14 protein-coding genes are annotated in these 17,530 nt (G+C 62.4%); 8 read left to right on the forward strand and 6 right to left on the reverse strand.

Annotation, left to right across the window (positions count from 1 at the left end; translation table 11 throughout):
• Positions 1–340: 340 nt before the first annotated feature.
• A complete protein-coding gene (locus RI518_RS02280; RefSeq protein ID WP_310689240.1) occupies positions 341–2,416 on the forward strand; it encodes a DNA topoisomerase IV subunit B in 2,076 nt (691 codons plus the stop codon).
• Positions 2,417–2,423: 7 nt separating this feature from the next.
• On the opposite strand, the gene RI518_RS02285 is transcribed toward RI518_RS02280, so the two are convergent.
• Positions 2,424–4,886, reverse strand: coding sequence for a DNA topoisomerase IV subunit A (locus RI518_RS02285; protein WP_310670913.1), 2,463 nt, complete (start codon positions 4,884–4,886; stop codon positions 2,424–2,426).
• A gap of 3 nt (positions 4,887–4,889) precedes the next feature.
• Between RI518_RS02285 and RI518_RS02290 the strand changes: the two genes are divergently transcribed.
• Positions 4,890–6,026: an alkaline phosphatase family protein gene (locus RI518_RS02290; RefSeq protein ID WP_310689241.1), complete on the forward strand. Its 1,137-nt coding sequence runs from the start codon at positions 4,890–4,892 to the stop codon at positions 6,024–6,026.
• Here the strand turns inward: RI518_RS02290 and sepH are convergent.
• Positions 6,023–7,183 carry a septation protein SepH gene (gene sepH, locus RI518_RS02295; RefSeq protein ID WP_310689242.1) on the reverse strand — a complete coding sequence of 387 codons (1,161 nt, stop codon included), beginning with the start codon at positions 7,181–7,183 and terminating at the stop codon, positions 6,023–6,025. The genes RI518_RS02290 and sepH overlap by 4 nt on opposite strands.
• A gap of 207 nt (positions 7,184–7,390) precedes the next feature.
• Between sepH and RI518_RS02300 the strand changes: the two genes are divergently transcribed.
• Entirely contained in the window at positions 7,391–7,684 is a 294-nt protein-coding gene (locus RI518_RS02300) for a DUF4193 domain-containing protein (RefSeq protein WP_310671122.1), read from the forward strand.
• A gap of 180 nt (positions 7,685–7,864) precedes the next feature.
• Here RI518_RS02300 and RI518_RS02305 read toward each other — a convergent pair whose 3' ends face one another.
• Positions 7,865–8,302, reverse strand: coding sequence for a DUF3093 domain-containing protein (locus RI518_RS02305; RefSeq protein WP_310689243.1), 438 nt, complete (start codon positions 8,300–8,302; stop codon positions 7,865–7,867).
• 31 nt (positions 8,303–8,333) lie between these two features.
• Here RI518_RS02305 and dut point away from each other — a divergent pair, with 31 nt between their 5' ends.
• Genes dut through dxs form a run of 5 tightly spaced genes read left to right on the forward strand, consistent with a single transcriptional unit; the run spans position 8,334 to position 14,886 of the window.
• Positions 8,334–8,792 carry a dUTP diphosphatase gene (gene dut, locus RI518_RS02310; protein WP_310670917.1) on the forward strand — a complete coding sequence of 153 codons (459 nt, stop codon included), beginning with the start codon at positions 8,334–8,336 and terminating at the stop codon, positions 8,790–8,792.
• The gene (locus RI518_RS02315) at positions 8,789–9,442 is read left to right on the forward strand and encodes a DUF3710 domain-containing protein (RefSeq protein WP_310670918.1); all 654 of its coding nucleotides are present in this window, start codon (positions 8,789–8,791) and stop codon (positions 9,440–9,442) included. The genes dut and RI518_RS02315 overlap by 4 nt, the downstream gene beginning before the upstream one ends.
• 20 nt (positions 9,443–9,462) lie before the next feature.
• Complete coding sequence (locus RI518_RS02320) at positions 9,463–10,140, forward strand: DUF3159 domain-containing protein (RefSeq protein WP_310670920.1); 678 nt, start codon at positions 9,463–9,465, stop codon at positions 10,138–10,140.
• A gap of 43 nt (positions 10,141–10,183) precedes the next feature.
• Positions 10,184–12,874, forward strand: coding sequence for an aconitate hydratase AcnA (gene acnA, locus RI518_RS02325; protein WP_310670921.1), 2,691 nt, complete (start codon positions 10,184–10,186; stop codon positions 12,872–12,874).
• A 50-nt stretch (positions 12,875–12,924) separates the two neighbouring features.
• Positions 12,925–14,886 (forward strand): 1-deoxy-D-xylulose-5-phosphate synthase, encoded by a 1,962-nt coding sequence (gene dxs / locus RI518_RS02330; RefSeq protein WP_310670922.1) that lies wholly within the window; start codon positions 12,925–12,927, stop codon positions 14,884–14,886.
• 26 nt (positions 14,887–14,912) lie between these two features.
• On the opposite strand, the gene RI518_RS02335 is transcribed toward dxs, so the two are convergent.
• Genes RI518_RS02335 through RI518_RS02345 form a run of 3 tightly spaced genes read right to left on the reverse strand, consistent with a single transcriptional unit; the run spans position 14,913 to position 17,524 of the window.
• Positions 14,913–16,160, reverse strand: a complete 1,248-nt coding sequence (locus RI518_RS02335; protein WP_310689244.1) for an HRDC domain-containing protein — start codon at positions 16,158–16,160, stop codon at positions 14,913–14,915.
• Entirely contained in the window at positions 16,157–16,738 is a 582-nt protein-coding gene (locus tag RI518_RS02340; RefSeq protein ID WP_310670925.1) for a DUF3000 domain-containing protein, read from the reverse strand. The genes RI518_RS02335 and RI518_RS02340 overlap by 4 nt, the downstream gene beginning before the upstream one ends.
• A 36-nt stretch (positions 16,739–16,774) precedes the next feature.
• A complete protein-coding gene (locus tag RI518_RS02345; protein WP_310670926.1) occupies positions 16,775–17,524 on the reverse strand; it encodes a dihydrofolate reductase family protein in 750 nt (249 codons plus the stop codon).
• Positions 17,525–17,530: the final 6 nt, after the last annotated feature.

Here is a 17,530-nt window from a genome sequence, read left to right on the forward strand (position 1 = left end):
TACTCGGACGTAGGCCTGAGCACCACAGCTATCACAGTGGTCACCAAACCCTAGGGGAGCACTACCCTCCGAAGTCGCCTCGGAGATGCTCTCGATGGTTGCCGCGCTCTGAGTCATCCGTCGTCCTTCCGTTGTAATGAAGACTATTCCATCACGGCCCGGCGAGCTTTCGCTGGAAGGAACACCCCGTTTCGCCCTGCGCGTAGTTTTCCCCGCCACGGCAGCCGAGAAGTTTCCACACACCGAGGGGGGTTGGCCACCACAGTCTGACCGGGTGCGTATGCTCGGAAGGGCCGCGAGTGAGCGGAAATGTGCGGTGTAAGACACAAAAGGGGTGGGCGTGGCCAAGGATTATTCAGCGCGACATCTGTCCGTTCTTGAAGGACTGGAAGCCGTTCGAAAGCGCCCGGGGATGTATATCGGCTCGACCGATTCGCGCGGTCTCATGCACTGCGTGTGGGAAATCATCGACAACGCTGTCGACGAGGCCATCGGCGGACACGGAAACCGTATCGAGGTGACGGTCCACCCCGACCACAGCATTGAAGTCAGTGACACCGGGCGGGGTATCCCGGTGGATATCGAGCCCCGCTCGGGCCTCAGCGGAGTCGAGCTGGTGTTCACCAAACTTCACGCGGGTGGCAAGTTTGGCGGAGCGTCCTACCAGTCCAGTGGTGGACTCCACGGCGTGGGGGCCTCAGTAGTCAACGCGCTCTCTGCCCGGGTCGACGTCGAAGTCGACCGGGATGGCAAAACCTGGGCGATGTCTTTTCGACGCGGTGAGCCCGGAGTGTTTCACGATGATCAGACCCCCCACCCGGACTCCGTTTTTGAACCTTTTGTCGACGACAGCGCCCTGTCGGTGCGCTCCAAGGTCGCAAAAAATGTCACCGGTACCCGGGTGCGGTTTTGGCCAGACCCGGGAGTCTTTGGCTCCGACTTAGCCGTCTCGCTCGACGATTTAGTCGATCGCGCCCGACAAACCGCGTTTTTGGTCCCGGGACTTGCGCTCGAAATTAGCGACACCCGGCATGACCCGCCTCGAAAAGAGTTATTTCATTTCGAGGGTGGCACCGTGGAATTTGCGGACTATCTGGCCCCCGATGAGGCTCGGATCGGGCCGTGGCGGTGTGCGGGAAGCGGCACGTTTACCGAAACGGTTCCGGTTCTCCAAGACGACGGCCGTTTAGAGTCCGCCGAGTTGGAGCGCGAACTCAGTGTCGACGTTGTGCTGCGCTGGGGGCCCGGTTATGACACGGTCGTCAAGAGTTTTGTGAACATCATCCAAACCCCCAAGGGCGGCTCCCACCTTCAAGGGTTCGAACAAGCCGTGATGAAAGTGATCCGCGCTGAGGTCGACAAGAATGCGCGGCGTTTGAAAGTGGGCACGGACAAGTTAGAAAAAGATGACGTCCTCGCGGGACTCACCGCGGTGGTGGCGGTGCGAGTTCCCGAACCCCAATTCGAGGGGCAGACAAAGGAAGTGTTGGGGACCCCGGCGGCGAAAGCCATCGTGCAGCAGGTCGTGTCGGAGAAGCTTCGCGAGCGGCTGCAGTCGGGTAAGCGCGACGATAAGGCGCAATCGGCCCTGCTGCTGGAAAAAGTGGTGGCCGAAATGAAAACCCGCATTTCGGCCCGAAGCCTCAAAGAGACTCAGCGGCGAAAAAGTGCGCTGGAAAACTCGACCCTGCCGACCAAATTGGTGGACTGTCGAAGCAAGTCGGTCGACGACACTGAACTGTTTATCGTCGAGGGTGATTCCGCTCTGGGCACGGCGAAGCTCGCCCGGGATTCCGACACTCAAGCGCTGCTGCCTATCCGAGGCAAGATTCTCAACACCCAAAAAGCCAGCCTTCAGGACATGTTGAACAACCAGGAGTGCGCGGCGATTATTCAGGTGATCGGTGCGGGGTCGGGAAGAACTTTCGATCTCGATCAGGTTCGTTACGGAAAAATCATCATCATGAGCGACGCCGACGTGGACGGAGCTCACATTCGCACCCTCCTGCTCACCCTGTTTTTCCGCTATATGAGGCCCTTGGTGGAGGCCGGCAGGGTCTTTGCGGCGGTGCCACCGCTGCACCGGGTGGTGGCAAAGAACCGCGGGAGTGCCCCCAATGAGGTGATGTACACCTATTCGGAGGCTGAACTGGAGAGCGTGTTAGCCGATTTGGAAGCCAAAAACATCGGCTACGAACAGCCCATCCAGCGCTATAAGGGCCTTGGCGAAATGGACGCTGATCAGCTGGCAGAAACGACCATGATGCCCTCGGGGCGCATGCTGCGTCGGGTGCGGGTCGTGGATGCGGAAGCCGCCGCCACGATGTTTGAGCTCTTGATGGGCAACGAGGTCGCTCCCCGAAGGCAGTTCATCTCTGACCGGCCGCGACGAGACCCCGCCACGATCGACGTCTAGGGACGCCTCAGTCCAACCCCGGGGCCATTGCGATGTGGCCGAGGGTGGCGGGAAGCACGGTGCCGGAGCCGTCTCGCCGGTCAGTGATTTCGGGCAGCTCCACCGCGCGGCCGCCTGCACTGAGGGCTAACGGCGACATCGCCACTGCTGCGGACACGAGGATGTCTTCGCCCTTCAAAAACGCGTGCGCGCGAACGCCTTTGGTGGCGCGCCCTTTGGCGGGAAAGGCGCTCAGGGGAGTGCGTTTTGCCCGACCCGGTCCGACCCCGCTCAGTGCCTGGGAGCTGGAGGAGACGGTGACCACCTGGGCGTCCTCGCTGAAGGCTGTGTGGAACGATATGGCGTCGTGGCCTTCGGTGAGGCTGATGCCGGTCATGCCTCCAGCGCTTGGACCCTGCGCGCGGACCGTGTGGGCCGCGAAGCGCAGGAGCTGCGCATCGTCGGTGATGAAACACAACCAGTCGTCATCGCCGGCGATGCCCACGCCGACAACCTGGTCGTCGGGTTTGAGCGAGATCAGACTCTGTGTGGCCTTCTGGCTAAGCCCGGCCAGTTCGACCCGTTTGACAATGCCGCGTCGGGTGCCCAGTGCGAGCACCGGTGCATCAGCACCCAGGGAGAATGCGCCCAGGACGCGCACACCTTTTTCCGCGCCGACGAAGGCCGCTAAATCCACGCCATCTTTGGGCGTGATCTTCTCTGCTGAGAGGGCGGGAAATTCACCGGGTTCGACGCTGATGAGCTGCCCGTCGGAGAGGACAACACCGACCGGGCTTCGGGTGCTGGTGCGCCACTGGGCAATGAGGGCATCGTGGCTCAGTCGCGAACGGGGAGCAGTGAAGTCGCTCCCGTCAATGCGCGAGGCTAAGCCGGTCGCGGTGACCAACACAACGCAGGGCGCGTCCTGGCGCTCGAAGGACACCGGAGCGCGACTGGCAGCGGGGGTGGGCACGGGCTCATCTTCGGCGGATCGAATTTCGGTGCGGCGGGGGGAGTCGAATCGGCTTGCCGTCTCGCCCAGTTCGTCGCCCACCAGGCGGCGGATTGCCTCTGGGTCGGCCAGCAAAGACTCGAGTTTTTCGATGTCCTCGACCAGGGTGTCGCGCTCGGTTTCCAACTCGATTCGGGAAAATTTGGTGAGCCGTCTTAGGCGCAACTCGAGAATGTACTCGGCTTGTATTTCGGTCAGGTCGAACACGCTCTGCAGGGTGGTTTTCGCCGCCGCCGAATCATCGGAGGACCGGATTGCCTGAATCACCTCGTCGATGTCGACGATGGCAATCAGGAGGCCTTCGACAAGGTGGAGGCGGTCGCGTTTTTTCCCCAGACGAAACGTGCTGCGTCTGGTCGTGACCGAAATGCGGTGGTCGATGTAGACCTGAAGGAGCTCCCGCAGTCCCATCGTGCGCGGCTGCCCCTCGACGAGGGCAACGTTATTGATGGAAAAGTTCTCCTCCAGTGGGGTGAGCCGGTAGAGGGCTTGGAGCACCAGCTGCGGGTCAAACCCCGACTTGACGCTGATGACTAAGCGCAGGCCGTTTTGCCGGTCGGTCAGGTCATTAACGTCGCTGATGCCCTGGATCTTTTTGTTGATGACACCGTCTTTGATTTTTTCGATGACCCGCTCGGGACCCACCAGGTAGGGCAGTTCGGTGATGACCAGACCCTGACTCCTGGGCCCCACCTGTTCGATGGACACCCGGGCTCGGGTCTTGAAACTTCCGCGGCCGCCCTGATAGGCCTCAGCGATTCCCTCGGTGCCGACAATGATTCCCCCGCCGGGAAGGTCCGGGCCGGGCACAAAGTCCATGAGGTCTTCGGTGCTCGCTTCCGGGTGGTCGATGAGGTGCCGGGCCGCATTGATCACTTCGCCCAGGTTGTGTGGCGCCATGTTGGTCGCCATCCCCACCGCGATGCCGCTCGCCCCATTGACTAACAGAGCGGGTATGGCCGCCGGCAGGACGGAGGGTTGGGTGAGCTGGTTGTCGTAGTTGGGGACAAAGTCGACGACGTCCTCGTCGATCTCACCCACCATGTGCACGGCTTCGTCGCGCAACCGCGCTTCGGTGTAGCGTGCGGCGGCCGGGCCATCATCGGGGGAGCCAAAGTTTCCGTGGCCGTCTACCAGGGGCACCCGCATGGTGAAGGGCTGGGCTAAGCGCACCAGCGCGTCATAAATGGCGCTGTCGCCGTGGGGGTGGAGCTTGCCCATGACCTCGCCGACAACGCGGGCAGATTTCACGTGCCCCCGCTCGGGGAGCAGTCCCATTTGGGCCATTTGGTAGAGGATGCGCCGCTGCACGGGTTTGAGACCATCGCGGGCGTCGGGCAAGGCCCGCTGGTAGATCACCGAGTAGGCGTATTCCAGAAAGGAGTCCGACATTTCGTCGGAGAGGTCGACGTCGATAATCCGGTCGTCGGGTTCGTGGTCCTGCCCAGTGGACGCCGGGGGAGAGGAAGGAGGAGTCATAGGATGGCGCCTATGTTACCGGCGCAACAAGGGGCAATGCGGAGCCTTGCCGATGTCTCTGAAGAACTCGTGGGCGGATTAGACCGAGTCGGCCGCGATGCGCCCCCGACGTCGTCAAAAGTCACCTTTGTCGTGGTCGACGGCCTGGGAGCAGAGCTCATCGAGCAGCATTCCGGCCACGCGCGAGTGCTCTCTCGTGCACTGGCCGAAAGCGGCGAGGTGGTCTCCTCAGGCCTGCCCTCGACCACGGCCGCCGCCCTGGCGAGCATCACCACCGGCCGTCGGGCAGGTGAGCACGGCCTTTTGGGCTACAGCGTGCTCGACCCCGAAAGCGGGGCAATCGTGAACCACTTGAAGCCCTACCCCGCGGGGGTGACGCCTGGCGCCTGGCAGCCGGTCGCCACACATTTTGAACGCCTCGGAGAGCGGGGCTTTTCGACCCTGGCGGTGGGCGAACCGCGTTTTGAGGGCACGGACTTCAGCGAATCCATTCTGCGCGGAGCTGATTTTGTGCCCTCGCACACCCTGGAGGAACACCTTCAGGCCTATCGCACGTTCTGGGACCACGCGGAGGCTGGATTTGCCTACCTGTATTGGCCCGCCCTCGATCGACTGGGCCATCAGCGCGGTGTCGACAGTGTGGCGTGGCGAGACGCTCTCGAGGCCGTCGATTCTTTTATCGCCACACTCTGGTCCATGGTGGCCCCCGATGAGCAGGTGGTGGTCCTCGCCGACCACGGAATGGTGGATGTCTCCACGGCGAATCACTGGGTGTTGCCCTCCGATCATCCGCTTCGTGCCGGCATTGCGCAGTGGGCGGGAGAGCCTCGATGCGTCCACCTCTATCTGCACGACCCCGCTGACGCCGAGCTGATGGGGCGAGAAATGCAGGCTGTGCTGGGCCCTCGCGCCACAGTAGTCCGCCGCGGCGAGGCGCTCGACCGGGATCTTTTTGGCTCCGTTACCCCGGGGCATTCCCCGCGCATTGGCGACCTTGTCCTTTTCGCAGAGGGACTCACCGCCCTCTATGACGAGGCGACACTGAGTCCTCAGTCACTCCAGATGGTGGGTCAGCACGGTTCCTGGAGTCCCCGGGAAACACGGGTGCCGGCGATTAGGTTGCCGAGCTCCAGGAGCTAGGCGGGGTCGTCGTCTGGTTTGGTACCAAAAACGATGTCATCCCAGCTGGGCATTTCCGGGCGACCACGTTTCGACGAAGGTTTGGGGGCTGGGGCGCCCTCGGGCCGTTGTTCCTCATCGACCTCGGAGTCGGCTTCCGGTGGAGAGGGGTCTTCGCGGGGAACTTCACCCGTTCCGGGGAAAAAGTGGATAGAGGCTGTTTGTTCGTTTTCGTGGCCATCGGCCGCGCCGTCTGCCGCGCCGTCTGCACCGGGGTTGTCTGCCTCTGGCTCTTCGTCGGGGACGAGTCGAATGCTCCCCGTCGAGGGATGATTGCTGCGAGAGAGATCCTCTCCGCTAGGCGCCGGTTCTCGCTCACCGCGGCGGCGCCGGAGGGCTTCGAGCAGGTCAGCGGTTTCGTGACTGGCGGGGGCGCCAGAGTCGGCTGACTCGTCACTCTCCGAGGAATCGGCGTGCGGTGACGTCTTGCCGTAGGCGACGGGCTCTAGCAGTGGCCCGGTGTCCGAAAGGGGCATATTGTCGAAAATCTCGGAATCAAAACGCTCCCCGGCGGGGCTATCGTCGGTGGCGACGACGGGTCGCAGACGCGGAATCAGCGGTCCTTGGATGGGATCTGTTTGCGACAGCGTTGTGGCGTCGTCATTGAGGGGCATGAGCAGCTGTTTGCGGGGCTCGAATGACCACACGGCGCGATGCTCGATGGTGTTTTCGGTGAAACTCACTTCGACCCGCCAGCCCGATTCTTCCTTCCAGGCCGACCACTGGGCGTCGTGTGCCCTCAAATCGTCGAGTCGTTGGCGCACGGATTCACCAAAAGTGGTCTGCCGATCGCGATCGGCAGAGGGCTGCTCGACCTGGATGGCTTGGGCCTGCTGCGCGACGTATTCGCGCTCCGCCGTGACGGGGCCTTCGAAGCGCGCGACGTAGTCGAGGGTTTCTCCGGTGAGGTCTGCGACCTGTTGGGCACTCAGGCCGCGGCGAATGTGGGCCTGAATTTCCTTGGGAGAGACTTTGTTCGTGTTCGCCGAGGAGGAGGGTGGTGGTTTCCGCACGGCGTTGTGGAGGGTGTCATCGAGGGGGATCATGAAGCGCTCACCCGAATCCGACACGACGATGAGCGCATCGCCGTCGACTCCGATGACTTGTAGAGTGCGCATTCAACCTCCAGGTGGCGTTGTCACTAGGATGTCACGGCTGCGAGAACCGTGGATGGTTTTTGCTCAGCGTGGCGAAAACGGGAATAATCCTTCCCGCTTGCGTGTTGCTGAGCGTAATTGGTCAATATCCAGGGAAACTCTAGGGGTTAGCGGGCACACTGGTGCCCCGCACGCCCATAGACGAGAAAGGTGAGGGAGTCACGCGACATGGCCACCGACTACGATGCTCCGCGCAAAGTCGAAGAGGAAACTGAGTCCATTCAGGCCCTCCAAGAGCGTGTACCCGATTCGCTGAGCGCTTCGGTCGACGCCGATGACGCCGACAACCCCGGCAGTGTGGAACTGGCGGGCCAGGATCTCGCGAACCTGGAGCTCGACGTTGTGGTGCTCCCCCCTCAGGAAGACGAATTCACCTGCGTGGAGTGCTTCCTGGTCAAGCACCGCTCGCAGCGCGACCACGACACCAAGTTGGGTCCTGTCTGCCGCGAGTGCTCTGCCTGAGTCGCCACCCCCTGAGTCGCCACCCCAGTCCCCACCTCAGCGACCACACTCTCCGGAGCTGGTGACAACACGCTCACTGGAGGGGTGAGCGTGTTGCTGCGACTCTGTCGCGATGTCGCTGTCGCGCTGTCTCTGTCAATCTGTCTGCGTCGCGACACACTGGTGTGGAGGCTCTTGCCCTCAGGACTCGTCGTTGAGCAGCGCGGCGAGTGTGTCCGGCGCTCTGGTGGATACCACCCAGTAGGGGGTTGGGTCCCGCGGGTCATCCAAGTGCACGCGCACGACCGGCGTGATCCAGGGCCTAATGACCAAAAAAGCTCTGGCGTCTAGGTCGACTCCTTTGGCTGCTCGCGCGCTATCCGGGTCGATCGCATCGACTCGCGTGATGTAGCGACGCTCAATCTGCGCCCGACCTGCCGAGAAAGATTCGTCGGTAAGGCGCACGACCGGAGCGCTCCACCACAAGATTCCCACCAGACTCAGCCAGATGACGACCCCCACCGTGACACCCAGCAGGAGGCTTAGCGGGAGGAAAATCAGGACGCTGGTGGGGACGGCGAGAAAGAGGGCGAGTACCAGCCACCACGCGGGGCTTAGCCTCTCCTGATACGGGTCCACATAGTTATTCGACCACGTATAACCTGGGAGCGTGAACCAGGCTGATCGCGTCGACATTCTTGTGGTGGGACAACCACCCCGCTACGCCCACCCGGGTGACGCCGGAATGGACCTCGTCGCCCGTGTCGACTGCGAACTTGCTCCGCTCTCGCGCGAGCTGGTCCCGACCGGGGTGCAGATCGCTTTGCCTCCCGGGTATCTGGGGTGGGTGACACCCAGAAGCGGGCTGGCGATTAAGCACGGTATTTCCCTGGTCAACGCCCCCGGGATTATCGACGCGGGCTTCCGCGGAGAAATTCAGGTCGTCCTGTGGAACACTGATGCCACAACGCCGTTCGTGGTGCGCGCGGGTGACCGTGTTGCGCAACTGGTCATCACCCCGCACAGCGTGGCGCGAATGATCGAAGTCGACTCTCTGCCCGGTTCGCATCGGGGCTCCGGAGGGTTTGGCTCCACGGGAGTAGCGGCCAATCCAGGAGACGCACAGTGACTGATATTTCCACCACCCTCGACAGTGACGACTTTGAGTACCCCAAATCGGCACCACCGGACCGTCCAGAGCGTGGCCCTCTGGACGACCAAGAAGCGGGCAGTGTCAAACCGGCCATTGATCTGGGTGCGCTTCGGGTCGAACCCCGCCGAGGGCTTCAAATGCGCCTGGAGGTGGAAAAGAACACGAACCGCGTCGTGGCCGCCACCCTGGAGTATCAGGGCTCGAGCGTTCAGGTCCAACCCTTCGCGGCACCGCGCTCCAGTGGACTGTGGTTGGGAATTCGGGAACAGATTTCCCAGCAGGTCGCCAAACAGGGCGGACGCGTGGAGTCAGCCGATGGTGAGTTTGGCCCCGAGCTTCTCGCCCAAGTTCCCGTCCAATCCGCCGAAGGGTATTCGACCCGTACGGTGCGATTTATTGGAGTCGATGGACCCCGCTGGTTTCTCCGGGGAGTGGTGAGTGGCCCCGCGGCGTCTGACCAGGTAGCGGCCGAGACCATCCACGAAATCTTTCGAGGACTCGTCGTCGTCCGAGGAAACACTCCGATGCCGCCGAGGGAATTGCTGACACTTCGCGCACCGGAGTCACCCTCGGGCAGTCCCGCCGGTGCTCAGACCGAGGGGCTCGGGGGAGCGCACACACCGTGAGCACCTCGGAGCCCGGGGGTGTGAGCGACGCGTTTCGCTCCGGCCTGGCCCGCTCGCCCTTCGCCTCCATCGAACCGGGGGCGACGCCCACCGGGAAAGATGTGTGGGCTGCGCTTGGCGGAAAACGCGGGGTGGTCGAATCGCTGCTGCCCGGGTTGATCTTTTTGGTGGTGTACACGCTGACCCAGTCGCTGTGGTGGTCTGTGTTGACTCCGCTGGCGGCTTCCGCGGCCTTTATTCTCGCCCGCCTGTTCCGAAAGAGCCCCATTCAGCCCGCCCTGATCGGTCTTGTCGGGGTGGCCCTTTCGGCCTTTGTGGCAATCGTCTCGGGTCGGCCGGAAAACAACTTCGTGCTGGGCCTGTGGGTGAACGCCATTTCACTGGTGGTCATTGTCGGATCGTTTGCCTTCCGCCGTCCCATCATTGGCGTCATCGCCGGAATCTTGGTCAACGATGACCAGTGGCATCACAACCGCGCTCGGTTTGCGATGGCGTCGGTGGCCACACTGCTGTGGGCGGCCATGTTTGGACTGCGATTGCTCGTGCAGGTGCCGCTGTATCTCGCCGGCGAGCCCGCCGTCCAAGCCTTGGCCACGGCCAAACTGGTGATGGGAATCCCGCTTTACGGCCTCACGCTGTGGTTGACCTGGCTTCTGTTGCGCGCGGTGTATCGGCCACACGCCGCATCACCCGAGTGATAGAATTAGCTTCACGTAAAGATAAATGAGTGGGAGGACGACGATGGCGAGCCTAAACAGCCTGGGCGCACGGGACACGCTGAGAGTCGGAGGAGTCGACTACGAGATTTACCGCATCGACGCGGTCGCCGGGGCCTCGACCCTGCCGTTTAGTTTGAAAGTGCTCGTGGAGAACCTGCTGCGCACCGAGGACGGTGCCAACATTACCGCCGAGCAGATTACGTCACTGGGCAGCTGGGATGCGGCGGCCGAACCCTCAAAGGAGATTCAGTACACCCCCGCACGCGTGGTCCTTCAAGACTTCACCGGTGTGCCGTGCATCGTGGATTTGGCCACGATGCGTGAAGCAATCTCCGAGCTGGGTGGTGACCCGGACAAGGTCAACCCGCTCTCACCGGCCGAACTCGTCATCGACCACTCGGTCATTGCCGACCTGTTTGGTAGCGAGGATTCCCTCGAGCGAAACGTCGATATCGAATACGAACGAAACGCCGAGCGCTACCAGTTCCTCCGCTGGGGCCAGACCGCGTTTGAAAACTTCAAAGTGGTGCCCCCCGGAACCGGAATTGTCCACCAGGTCAACATTGAACACCTCGCCAAAGTGGTCTACTCGCGTGAGGTCGACGGAGTGTTGCAAGCCTTCCCGGACACCTGCGTTGGCACCGACTCCCACACCACCATGGTCAATGGCCTCGGTGTGCTGGGCTGGGGTGTGGGAGGCATCGAAGCCGAAGCCGCGATGCTGGGCCAGCCGGTGTCGATGCTGATTCCTCGAGTGGTGGGCTTCAAACTCACCGGTTCGATTCCTACCGGCGTGACCGCGACCGACGTCGTGTTGACCATCACCCAGATGCTCCGCGAGCACGGTGTGGTGGGTAAATTTGTCGAATTCTACGGTGACGGGGTCTCCGAGGTTCCTCTGGCCAACCGCGCCACCATCGGCAACATGAGCCCCGAGTTCGGCTCCACCGCGGCGATGTTCCCGGTTGACCAGGTGACCCTGGACTACCTGAGACTGACCGGCCGCGACCAGTCCCAAATCGACCTCGTGGAGGCCTATGCCAAGGAGCAAGGTCTGTGGCACGACCCTTCGCGCGAGCCGGTGTTCAGCGAGTACCTCGAACTCGACCTCGGCAGTGTCGTGCCCAGCATCGCTGGTCCGCGACGCCCCCAGGACCGCATTGAAGTGTCGCGCGCAAAGGAACAGTTCGGTAGCGACCTGCCCGACTACGTCAAGCCCGGGCACACCGACGATCGGGCTCCCGTGAGTCTGAAGGGTGATTCCTTCGAGCTGGAAAACGGGGCGGTCACGATCGCCGCGATCACCTCGTGCACCAATACCTCAAACCCGTCGGTGATGTTGGCCGCTGGTCTGTTGGCGAGAAACGCGGCCCAAAAGGGTCTGAAGTCGAAGCCGTGGGTGAAAACCACCCTGGCCCCCGGATCGAAAGTCGTCACCGACTACTACGAAAAAGCCGGTCTGATGGATGACCTGGAAAACCTGGGCTTTTACCTGGTGGGCTATGGCTGCACGACGTGCATCGGAAACTCCGGTCCACTCGATGAGGAAATTTCTGAGGCCATTAACGACCACGACTTGGCCGTAACCGCAGTGCTCTCGGGAAACCGAAACTTTGAGGGACGAATTAACCCCGACGTGAAGATGAACTATTTGGCGAGTCCGCCGCTTGTCATCGCCTATGCACTGGCGGGGACCATGAACTTTGACTTCGACAACGAGCCCTTGGGGGTCGACTCCGCGGGCTCGCCCATCTTCTTGAAAGATATTTGGCCGAGCGCGGGGGAAGTGCAAGAGACCATCGACAGCTCAATCGATACCGGCATGTTCGACAAGCAGTATGCCTCGGTGTTCGAGGGCGACGAGCGTTGGCGCTCACTGTCGACTCCCACCGGCAACACCTTCGACTGGGACGCTGAATCGACCTACGTGAGAAAGCCTCCCTACTTTGAGGGAATGCAAGCCGAGCCCCAGGCCGTGAGTGACATTGCCGACGCCCGGGTCTTGGCCCTGCTCGGTGATTCGGTGACCACCGACCACATCTCACCCGCGGGGTCGATCCGTGCGGATAGTCCCGCCGGCCACTACCTGCAAAGCCACGGCATCGATCGGCTGAATTTCAACTCCTACGGGTCTCGCCGGGGAAACCACGAAGTGATGATTCGTGGCACTTTTGCCAACATTCGTTTGAAGAACCTGTTGCTCGACGGGGTCGAAGGCGGCTACACCCGTGACTTCACCACCGCGGAGGGTGAGCAGAATTTCATCTTCGACGCGGCGGAGGCCTACCAAAAGCAGAACACCCCGCTGGTTGTCCTCGCGGGCAAAGAATACGGATCGGGATCTTCGAGAGACTGGGCGGCGAAGGGGACGAGCTTGCTCGGGGTAAAGGCCGTCATCGCCGAGAGCTTTGAGCGCATCCACCGCTCAAACCTGATCGGCATGGGCGTGATTCCGCTGCAATTTCCCGCCGGCGAAACCGCGCAGTCGCTCGGGTTAGACGGCACCGAAGTCTTTGACATCACGGGTATTGAGGCTCTCAATAGCGAGGGGACACCGGCTACCGTGCACGTCACCGCGACACCCAGTGCGCACTCTGGGCCGGGGCGCACACCGGTTGAATTTGACGCCCTCGTGCGCATTGACACCCCCGGTGAGGCGGACTACTACCGAAACGGCGGAATCCTTCCCTACGTGCTGCGTCAGCTGGTCTGATTCCCGCGCGGGTCTGGCATTTCTCAAGCTACGAGGCATACCCTGGGGTGATGGCGCTGCTCGATTCAATTCACTCACCGGAGGACCTTCGCGGTCTGGATTCTTCCCAATTGGGCACCCTCGCGGAAGAAATCCGCGAATTCTTGGTCCGTGAAGTGGCCCAGTCGGGCGGCCATTTGGGCCCCAACCTGGGCGTGGTGGAACTGACCATCGCGATCCACCGAATGTTTGAATCTCCCAAAGACCCGATCATTTGGGATACCGGTCACCAGTCTTACGTTCACAAAATCCTCACCGGCCGCCGGGACTTTTCCAAGCTGCGCCAGCGAGACGGGTTGGCCGGATACCCCCAGCGCAGCGAATCCGAACACGACATTGTCGAGAGTTCGCACGCGTCGAGTTCGCTCAGTTGGGCCGACGGAATTTCTCGAGCTTTCCAGGTCAGTGGCGACGATGACCGCTTTGTGGTCGCTGTCGTCGGTGATGGCGCGCTCACAGGAGGAATGACCTGGGAAGCGCTGAACAATATTTCCCACGACAACCAGCGAAACCTGGTTCTGGTCGTCAATGACAACGGCCGCTCCTATGCCCCCACCATCGGGGGAATCGCACGGTCACTGGGAAGCATTCGGACGCAAAAGTCCTACCGGATTTTTCGTGGCAGCAGCGAGGCGTTCTTTAGTCTTTTCGGCGCCCCGGGCAAGGCGATCTATCGGGGTATCCGCGGTGGTGTCCGGGGCTTTGTCGCCCGGTTTGCCAACAACGAGGCGCTGTATTCGAACCTGGACATCAAGTATGTGGGCCCCATCGACGGTCACAACCTGACCGACCTGGAAAAGGCGTTTACCCAAGCGAAGGCGTATTCGCAGCCGGTGATTGTCCACGTCATCACCGAAAAAGGTCGAGGCTTCGGCCCGGCGGTGGCAGACGAAGCCGATCAGTTTCACGCGGTGGGCCAGATTGACCCCGTCACCGGGCTGTCCACCGGAACCTCCGGTTCGGTGGGCTGGACCCAGGTCTTTTCCGAGGCGATGGTCGAACAGGCCCAACGAAACGACACAGTGGTGGGCATTACGGCGGCAATGCTGCGACCCACCGGGTTATACGAAATGTCTCAGCGCTTTCCCGGCCGGGTCTTAGATGTCGGGATCGCCGAGCAGCACGCCGTCACCAGCGCCGCCGGCATGGCCTACGGCGGATTGCATCCGGTGGTCGCGATCTACGCGACGTTTATCAACCGAGCCTTTGACCAGGTCATGATGGACGTCGCCCTGCACAAAGCGGGAGTGACGTTTGTGCTCGACCGTGCCGGCGTGACCGGTCCCGACGGCGCCAGCCACCACGGTATGTGGGATCTCTCGATCCTCCAGGTCGTGCCGGGTATTCGCCTGGCCGCACCGCGCGATGCCAAAAGACTGGTCGAAGAACTCGACGAGGCCATCGCCGTCGACGATGCTCCCACCGTGCTGCGCTTCCCTCGAGGCCAAGTCGCTGCCGAGTTGCCGGCCATTCGGCGCACCGAGGACGGTGTCGATGTGCTGGTCGAAGCCGCCCACAAGGACGTTCTGATTGTGGCGGTGGGACCCATGGCGCACATGGCGGTGGATGTGTCAGAGCGTCTCGCGGACCAGGGAATTGGCGCCACCGTCATCGACCCGCGGTGGGTAGTCCCGGTTGCCGCCAGCGTGGTGGACATGGCCAGAGACCACAGAATTGTGGCCAGTATCGAAGACGGCACCCGGGTGGGCGGCATCGGGACCCGAATCCGCCAAGAACTTCGCCTCGCGGGTGTCGACACGGCGGTCGATGAGCTGGGTCTTCCCGATAGTTTCCTCGATCACGCCAGCCGCGCGGAGATTCTCGCCGAGGTAGGACTGACCGCGCAGGATATTGCTCGCAACCTTGTCGCTCAGGTCTTGGGGACGAAAGTTCCCGTCGCGAGACCACTGCCGGGCCAGGCGGATGAGGACCTCTCCACCGAACAGCAATCGCTCTCGGAATCAACGGAGTAGTCGGGCGCAGTGCGCGCCGTGGGCGACTAGTCGGTTGCGGCCAGCTCGTCGAGGGTGGCCGCTTGGCTAAATGCCTCCACGAGGAGGGGGAGTACCAGCTCGCGTTGCCACCTTCTGGCGCCCAATCTCTCCAGCTGGCCATCGATCGTGCTGGGGTGGTGTGGGTCGTGGGGGGAGTAGCAGATGCGGCGCAAATAGTCCGGAGTGAGGATGTTCTCGGCGGGAATCGTGATGCGCTGGCCCGCGCGCTGAATGAGATCCCTCGCGAGCACGTAGCGACGGTGGGCTTCAGGGGCTTTGTCGGCCCAGGCCCGAGGCGGCGGCAGAGTGTCCTGCGCACCGCGCAGGGACGGAAGTTCCTCGGTGGTCATTCCCCGCTGGATGGCCGCCCACCAGCGGGGTGCTTCGCTCCTGCTCGCGCGCCCGTGGAAGTTTTTCAAGCCGGTCAGTGCGGACTGGGAGCTGGGGCGCTCGATGGCGGCGTGGACGATCGAACGGTCGGGAATCAGCCGGCCCGGGGCGACATCTTGAGCTTTGGCGAACTCTTCGCGCGCCCACCAGAGTTCTCGGGCAATGGCGAGACCGCGTGCGCCCCGGACCTGGTGAAGACCCGAAAGCCTGCGCCACGGTTCTGCGCGAGTGGCGGGTGGTGCTTCACAGAGGATGGCGTCAAATTCTTCCCGGGCGTAATCGGCCTTTCCGGCCTCGTGCAGGGTTCGAGCGATGGCGTCTCGCAGGTCAGGCAGAACCTCCACGTCCAAAGCGGCGTAGTTCAACCATCCTTCTGGCAGTGGCCTCGTCGACCAGTCGGCCGCCGAGTGTTCCTTGGCCAGTTGCACGCCCAGCAGGTCTTCCACCGAGCCCTGCAATCCCACTCGGGAGAGTCCGGCCAGGCGCGCGCCCAGTTCAGTGTCGAAAAGCTTTCGCGGCGACATACCCACTTCACGCAAGCTGGCGAGGTCCTGTCTCGCAGCGTGGAGAACCCACTCTTCGTCGCCAAAGCGCGTGGTGAAACCACTGAGGTCTGACACCTCGAGGGGGTCGACCAAGAAATTGGTGCCGCCGCGGCGGTAGATTTGCACCAGGTAGGCCCGCTGTGAGTAGCGAAAACCACTTGCTCGTTCGACATCGAGGGCAATGGGTCCGCTCCCCGCGGCGACCACGTCCAAAACCCGTTCCCAGTCACGACCAGAAGTGATGACTTCGAGGCCGTGGTCGGGCGCCGAGCGCGTGCGAAGAGGCGGCGCTGGGGTCGTGGAAGAACTCTCGTTCATCGATTGCGGCCCGGCTGAAGAGCCGTTACTCCTTCGACCTGAGGGGGTAAACCCGCCAGCATTCCCACAAATTCCGACCAGGCTTCGACGTGGGCGCCCAGTTGGTCCCCTCCAGGAGACCAGGAGACACGCATTTCAATTTCGGTGCCCACCCGGTCTGATTCCAACTCGCCAAAGCCGGTGGAGATGATGGTGCTGGCCGTTCCCGCTTCGCGAGAGAACGTGGCGCCTCGTTGCGCGAGTGCATCCATCAACCAACTCCACGCCACCTCGGGCAAGAAAGGGTCTTCTCCCATGGACTGGTCGAGCGGGGCTTTGGCAAAACAGACCGCGCGGAACGTGCCCGACCAGCTCTCCGGAGCTGACGGGTCGTAGAGGATGACCAGACGGGCGGTACCGTGATCACCGTCGGAGGAGCGAGGATCAATCGTCGCCGACCATGCCCTCGCAAAGGGGGCAATTCCCGCAGGAGCGGGAATATCGGCCACGTGGATATCGTCACGGAATTCCACGTCCGCGACAGTGCGTAAGGCCCCCTCGAATTCGGGGGGAAGTTGCTCATCGGGTGCAGCGCTCATGGCCTCAATCTAAACGCCCCGGCCTGTCCAGGATTGCTAACGCGCCGAGGGATGTGAAACAGCCTCAGCGCTGTGCGGAGGGTGGTAGCGGGTGTACAGGTAGCGCGCATCATCGGTAAATACGGCGCTGGCGCTCCATTGCCCCCAGTGTTTCTCCCACCAGGGCAGCGGGGGATGGGACTCCACCAGGGGGGAGCGTGTCATGGTCAGCACGCACTCATCAACCAACTGGGCATCGAGAAACGGGCGCACCAGTTCGAGACCGCCTTCCAGGAGAAGGGAGTGGAACCCTTCGGAGCGAAGCACCCTCACGATATCCGGGGCGCTGATGGACGACGCATCGGCCAGTTCGCGGTGCTGGGCGACACCGGGGTCAAAAAACTGGGTGGGGTCGTGCGTGGGGTGTGGCCCGGTGAGGACCAGAATGCCATCCGGTCGGAAGCTGCTGGCGAGGATGCGGTGGGTGGCCAGGTCGCCGTGTCGAGAGACGATGACCAGGCGCGCCGTAGCGGGTAGTGCGACGGGTTCGGCTCGGACGGTGTGTGCTCCGGTGATCACCGCATCGGCCTGCTCTCGCAGGGTGCGAAAAATCTTTCGATCGAGTGGGTGGGAGAGCCCCAGACTTTGGCCTTCTTGGTCTTGCATCAATCCGCGCGGGGAGGAGACAAGCGCCCAGCGAATGAGCTCGGTGTGGTGTGGAGCAAACCAATTTGCCAGTGTCTCGGGTGCGTCTGGAGCCTCGGTGTCGAGCAGCGCGCTCGTGGGGTAGACCCGGTAGAGGTTCACGAGAGC

Source organism: Pontimonas sp., from assembly GCF_031581085.1.
Classification (GTDB): domain Bacteria; phylum Actinomycetota; class Actinomycetes; order Actinomycetales; family Microbacteriaceae; genus Pontimonas.

Bases quoted from the DNA above. Each gene is read 5' to 3' on its own strand.
- RI518_RS02335 (WP_310689244.1), bottom strand. From the start codon at position 16,160: ATGAACGAGAGTTCTTCCACGACCCCAGCGCCGCCTCTTCGCACGCGC.
- RI518_RS02300 (WP_310671122.1), top strand. From the start codon at position 7,391: ATGGCCACCGACTACGATGCTCCGCGCAAAGTCGAAGAGGAAACTGAG.
- sepH (WP_310689242.1), bottom strand. From the start codon at position 7,183: ATGCGCACTCTACAAGTCATCGGAGTCGACGGCGATGCGCTCATCGTC.
- acnA (WP_310670921.1), top strand. From the start codon at position 10,184: ATGGCGAGCCTAAACAGCCTGGGCGCACGGGACACGCTGAGAGTCGGA.
- RI518_RS02290 (WP_310689241.1), top strand. From the start codon at position 4,890: ATGGCGCCTATGTTACCGGCGCAACAAGGGGCAATGCGGAGCCTTGCC.
- RI518_RS02285 (WP_310670913.1), bottom strand. From the start codon at position 4,886: ATGACTCCTCCTTCCTCTCCCCCGGCGTCCACTGGGCAGGACCACGAA.
- RI518_RS02340 (WP_310670925.1), bottom strand. From the start codon at position 16,738: ATGAGCGCTGCACCCGATGAGCAACTTCCCCCCGAATTCGAGGGGGCC.
- dxs (WP_310670922.1), top strand. From the start codon at position 12,925: ATGGCGCTGCTCGATTCAATTCACTCACCGGAGGACCTTCGCGGTCTG.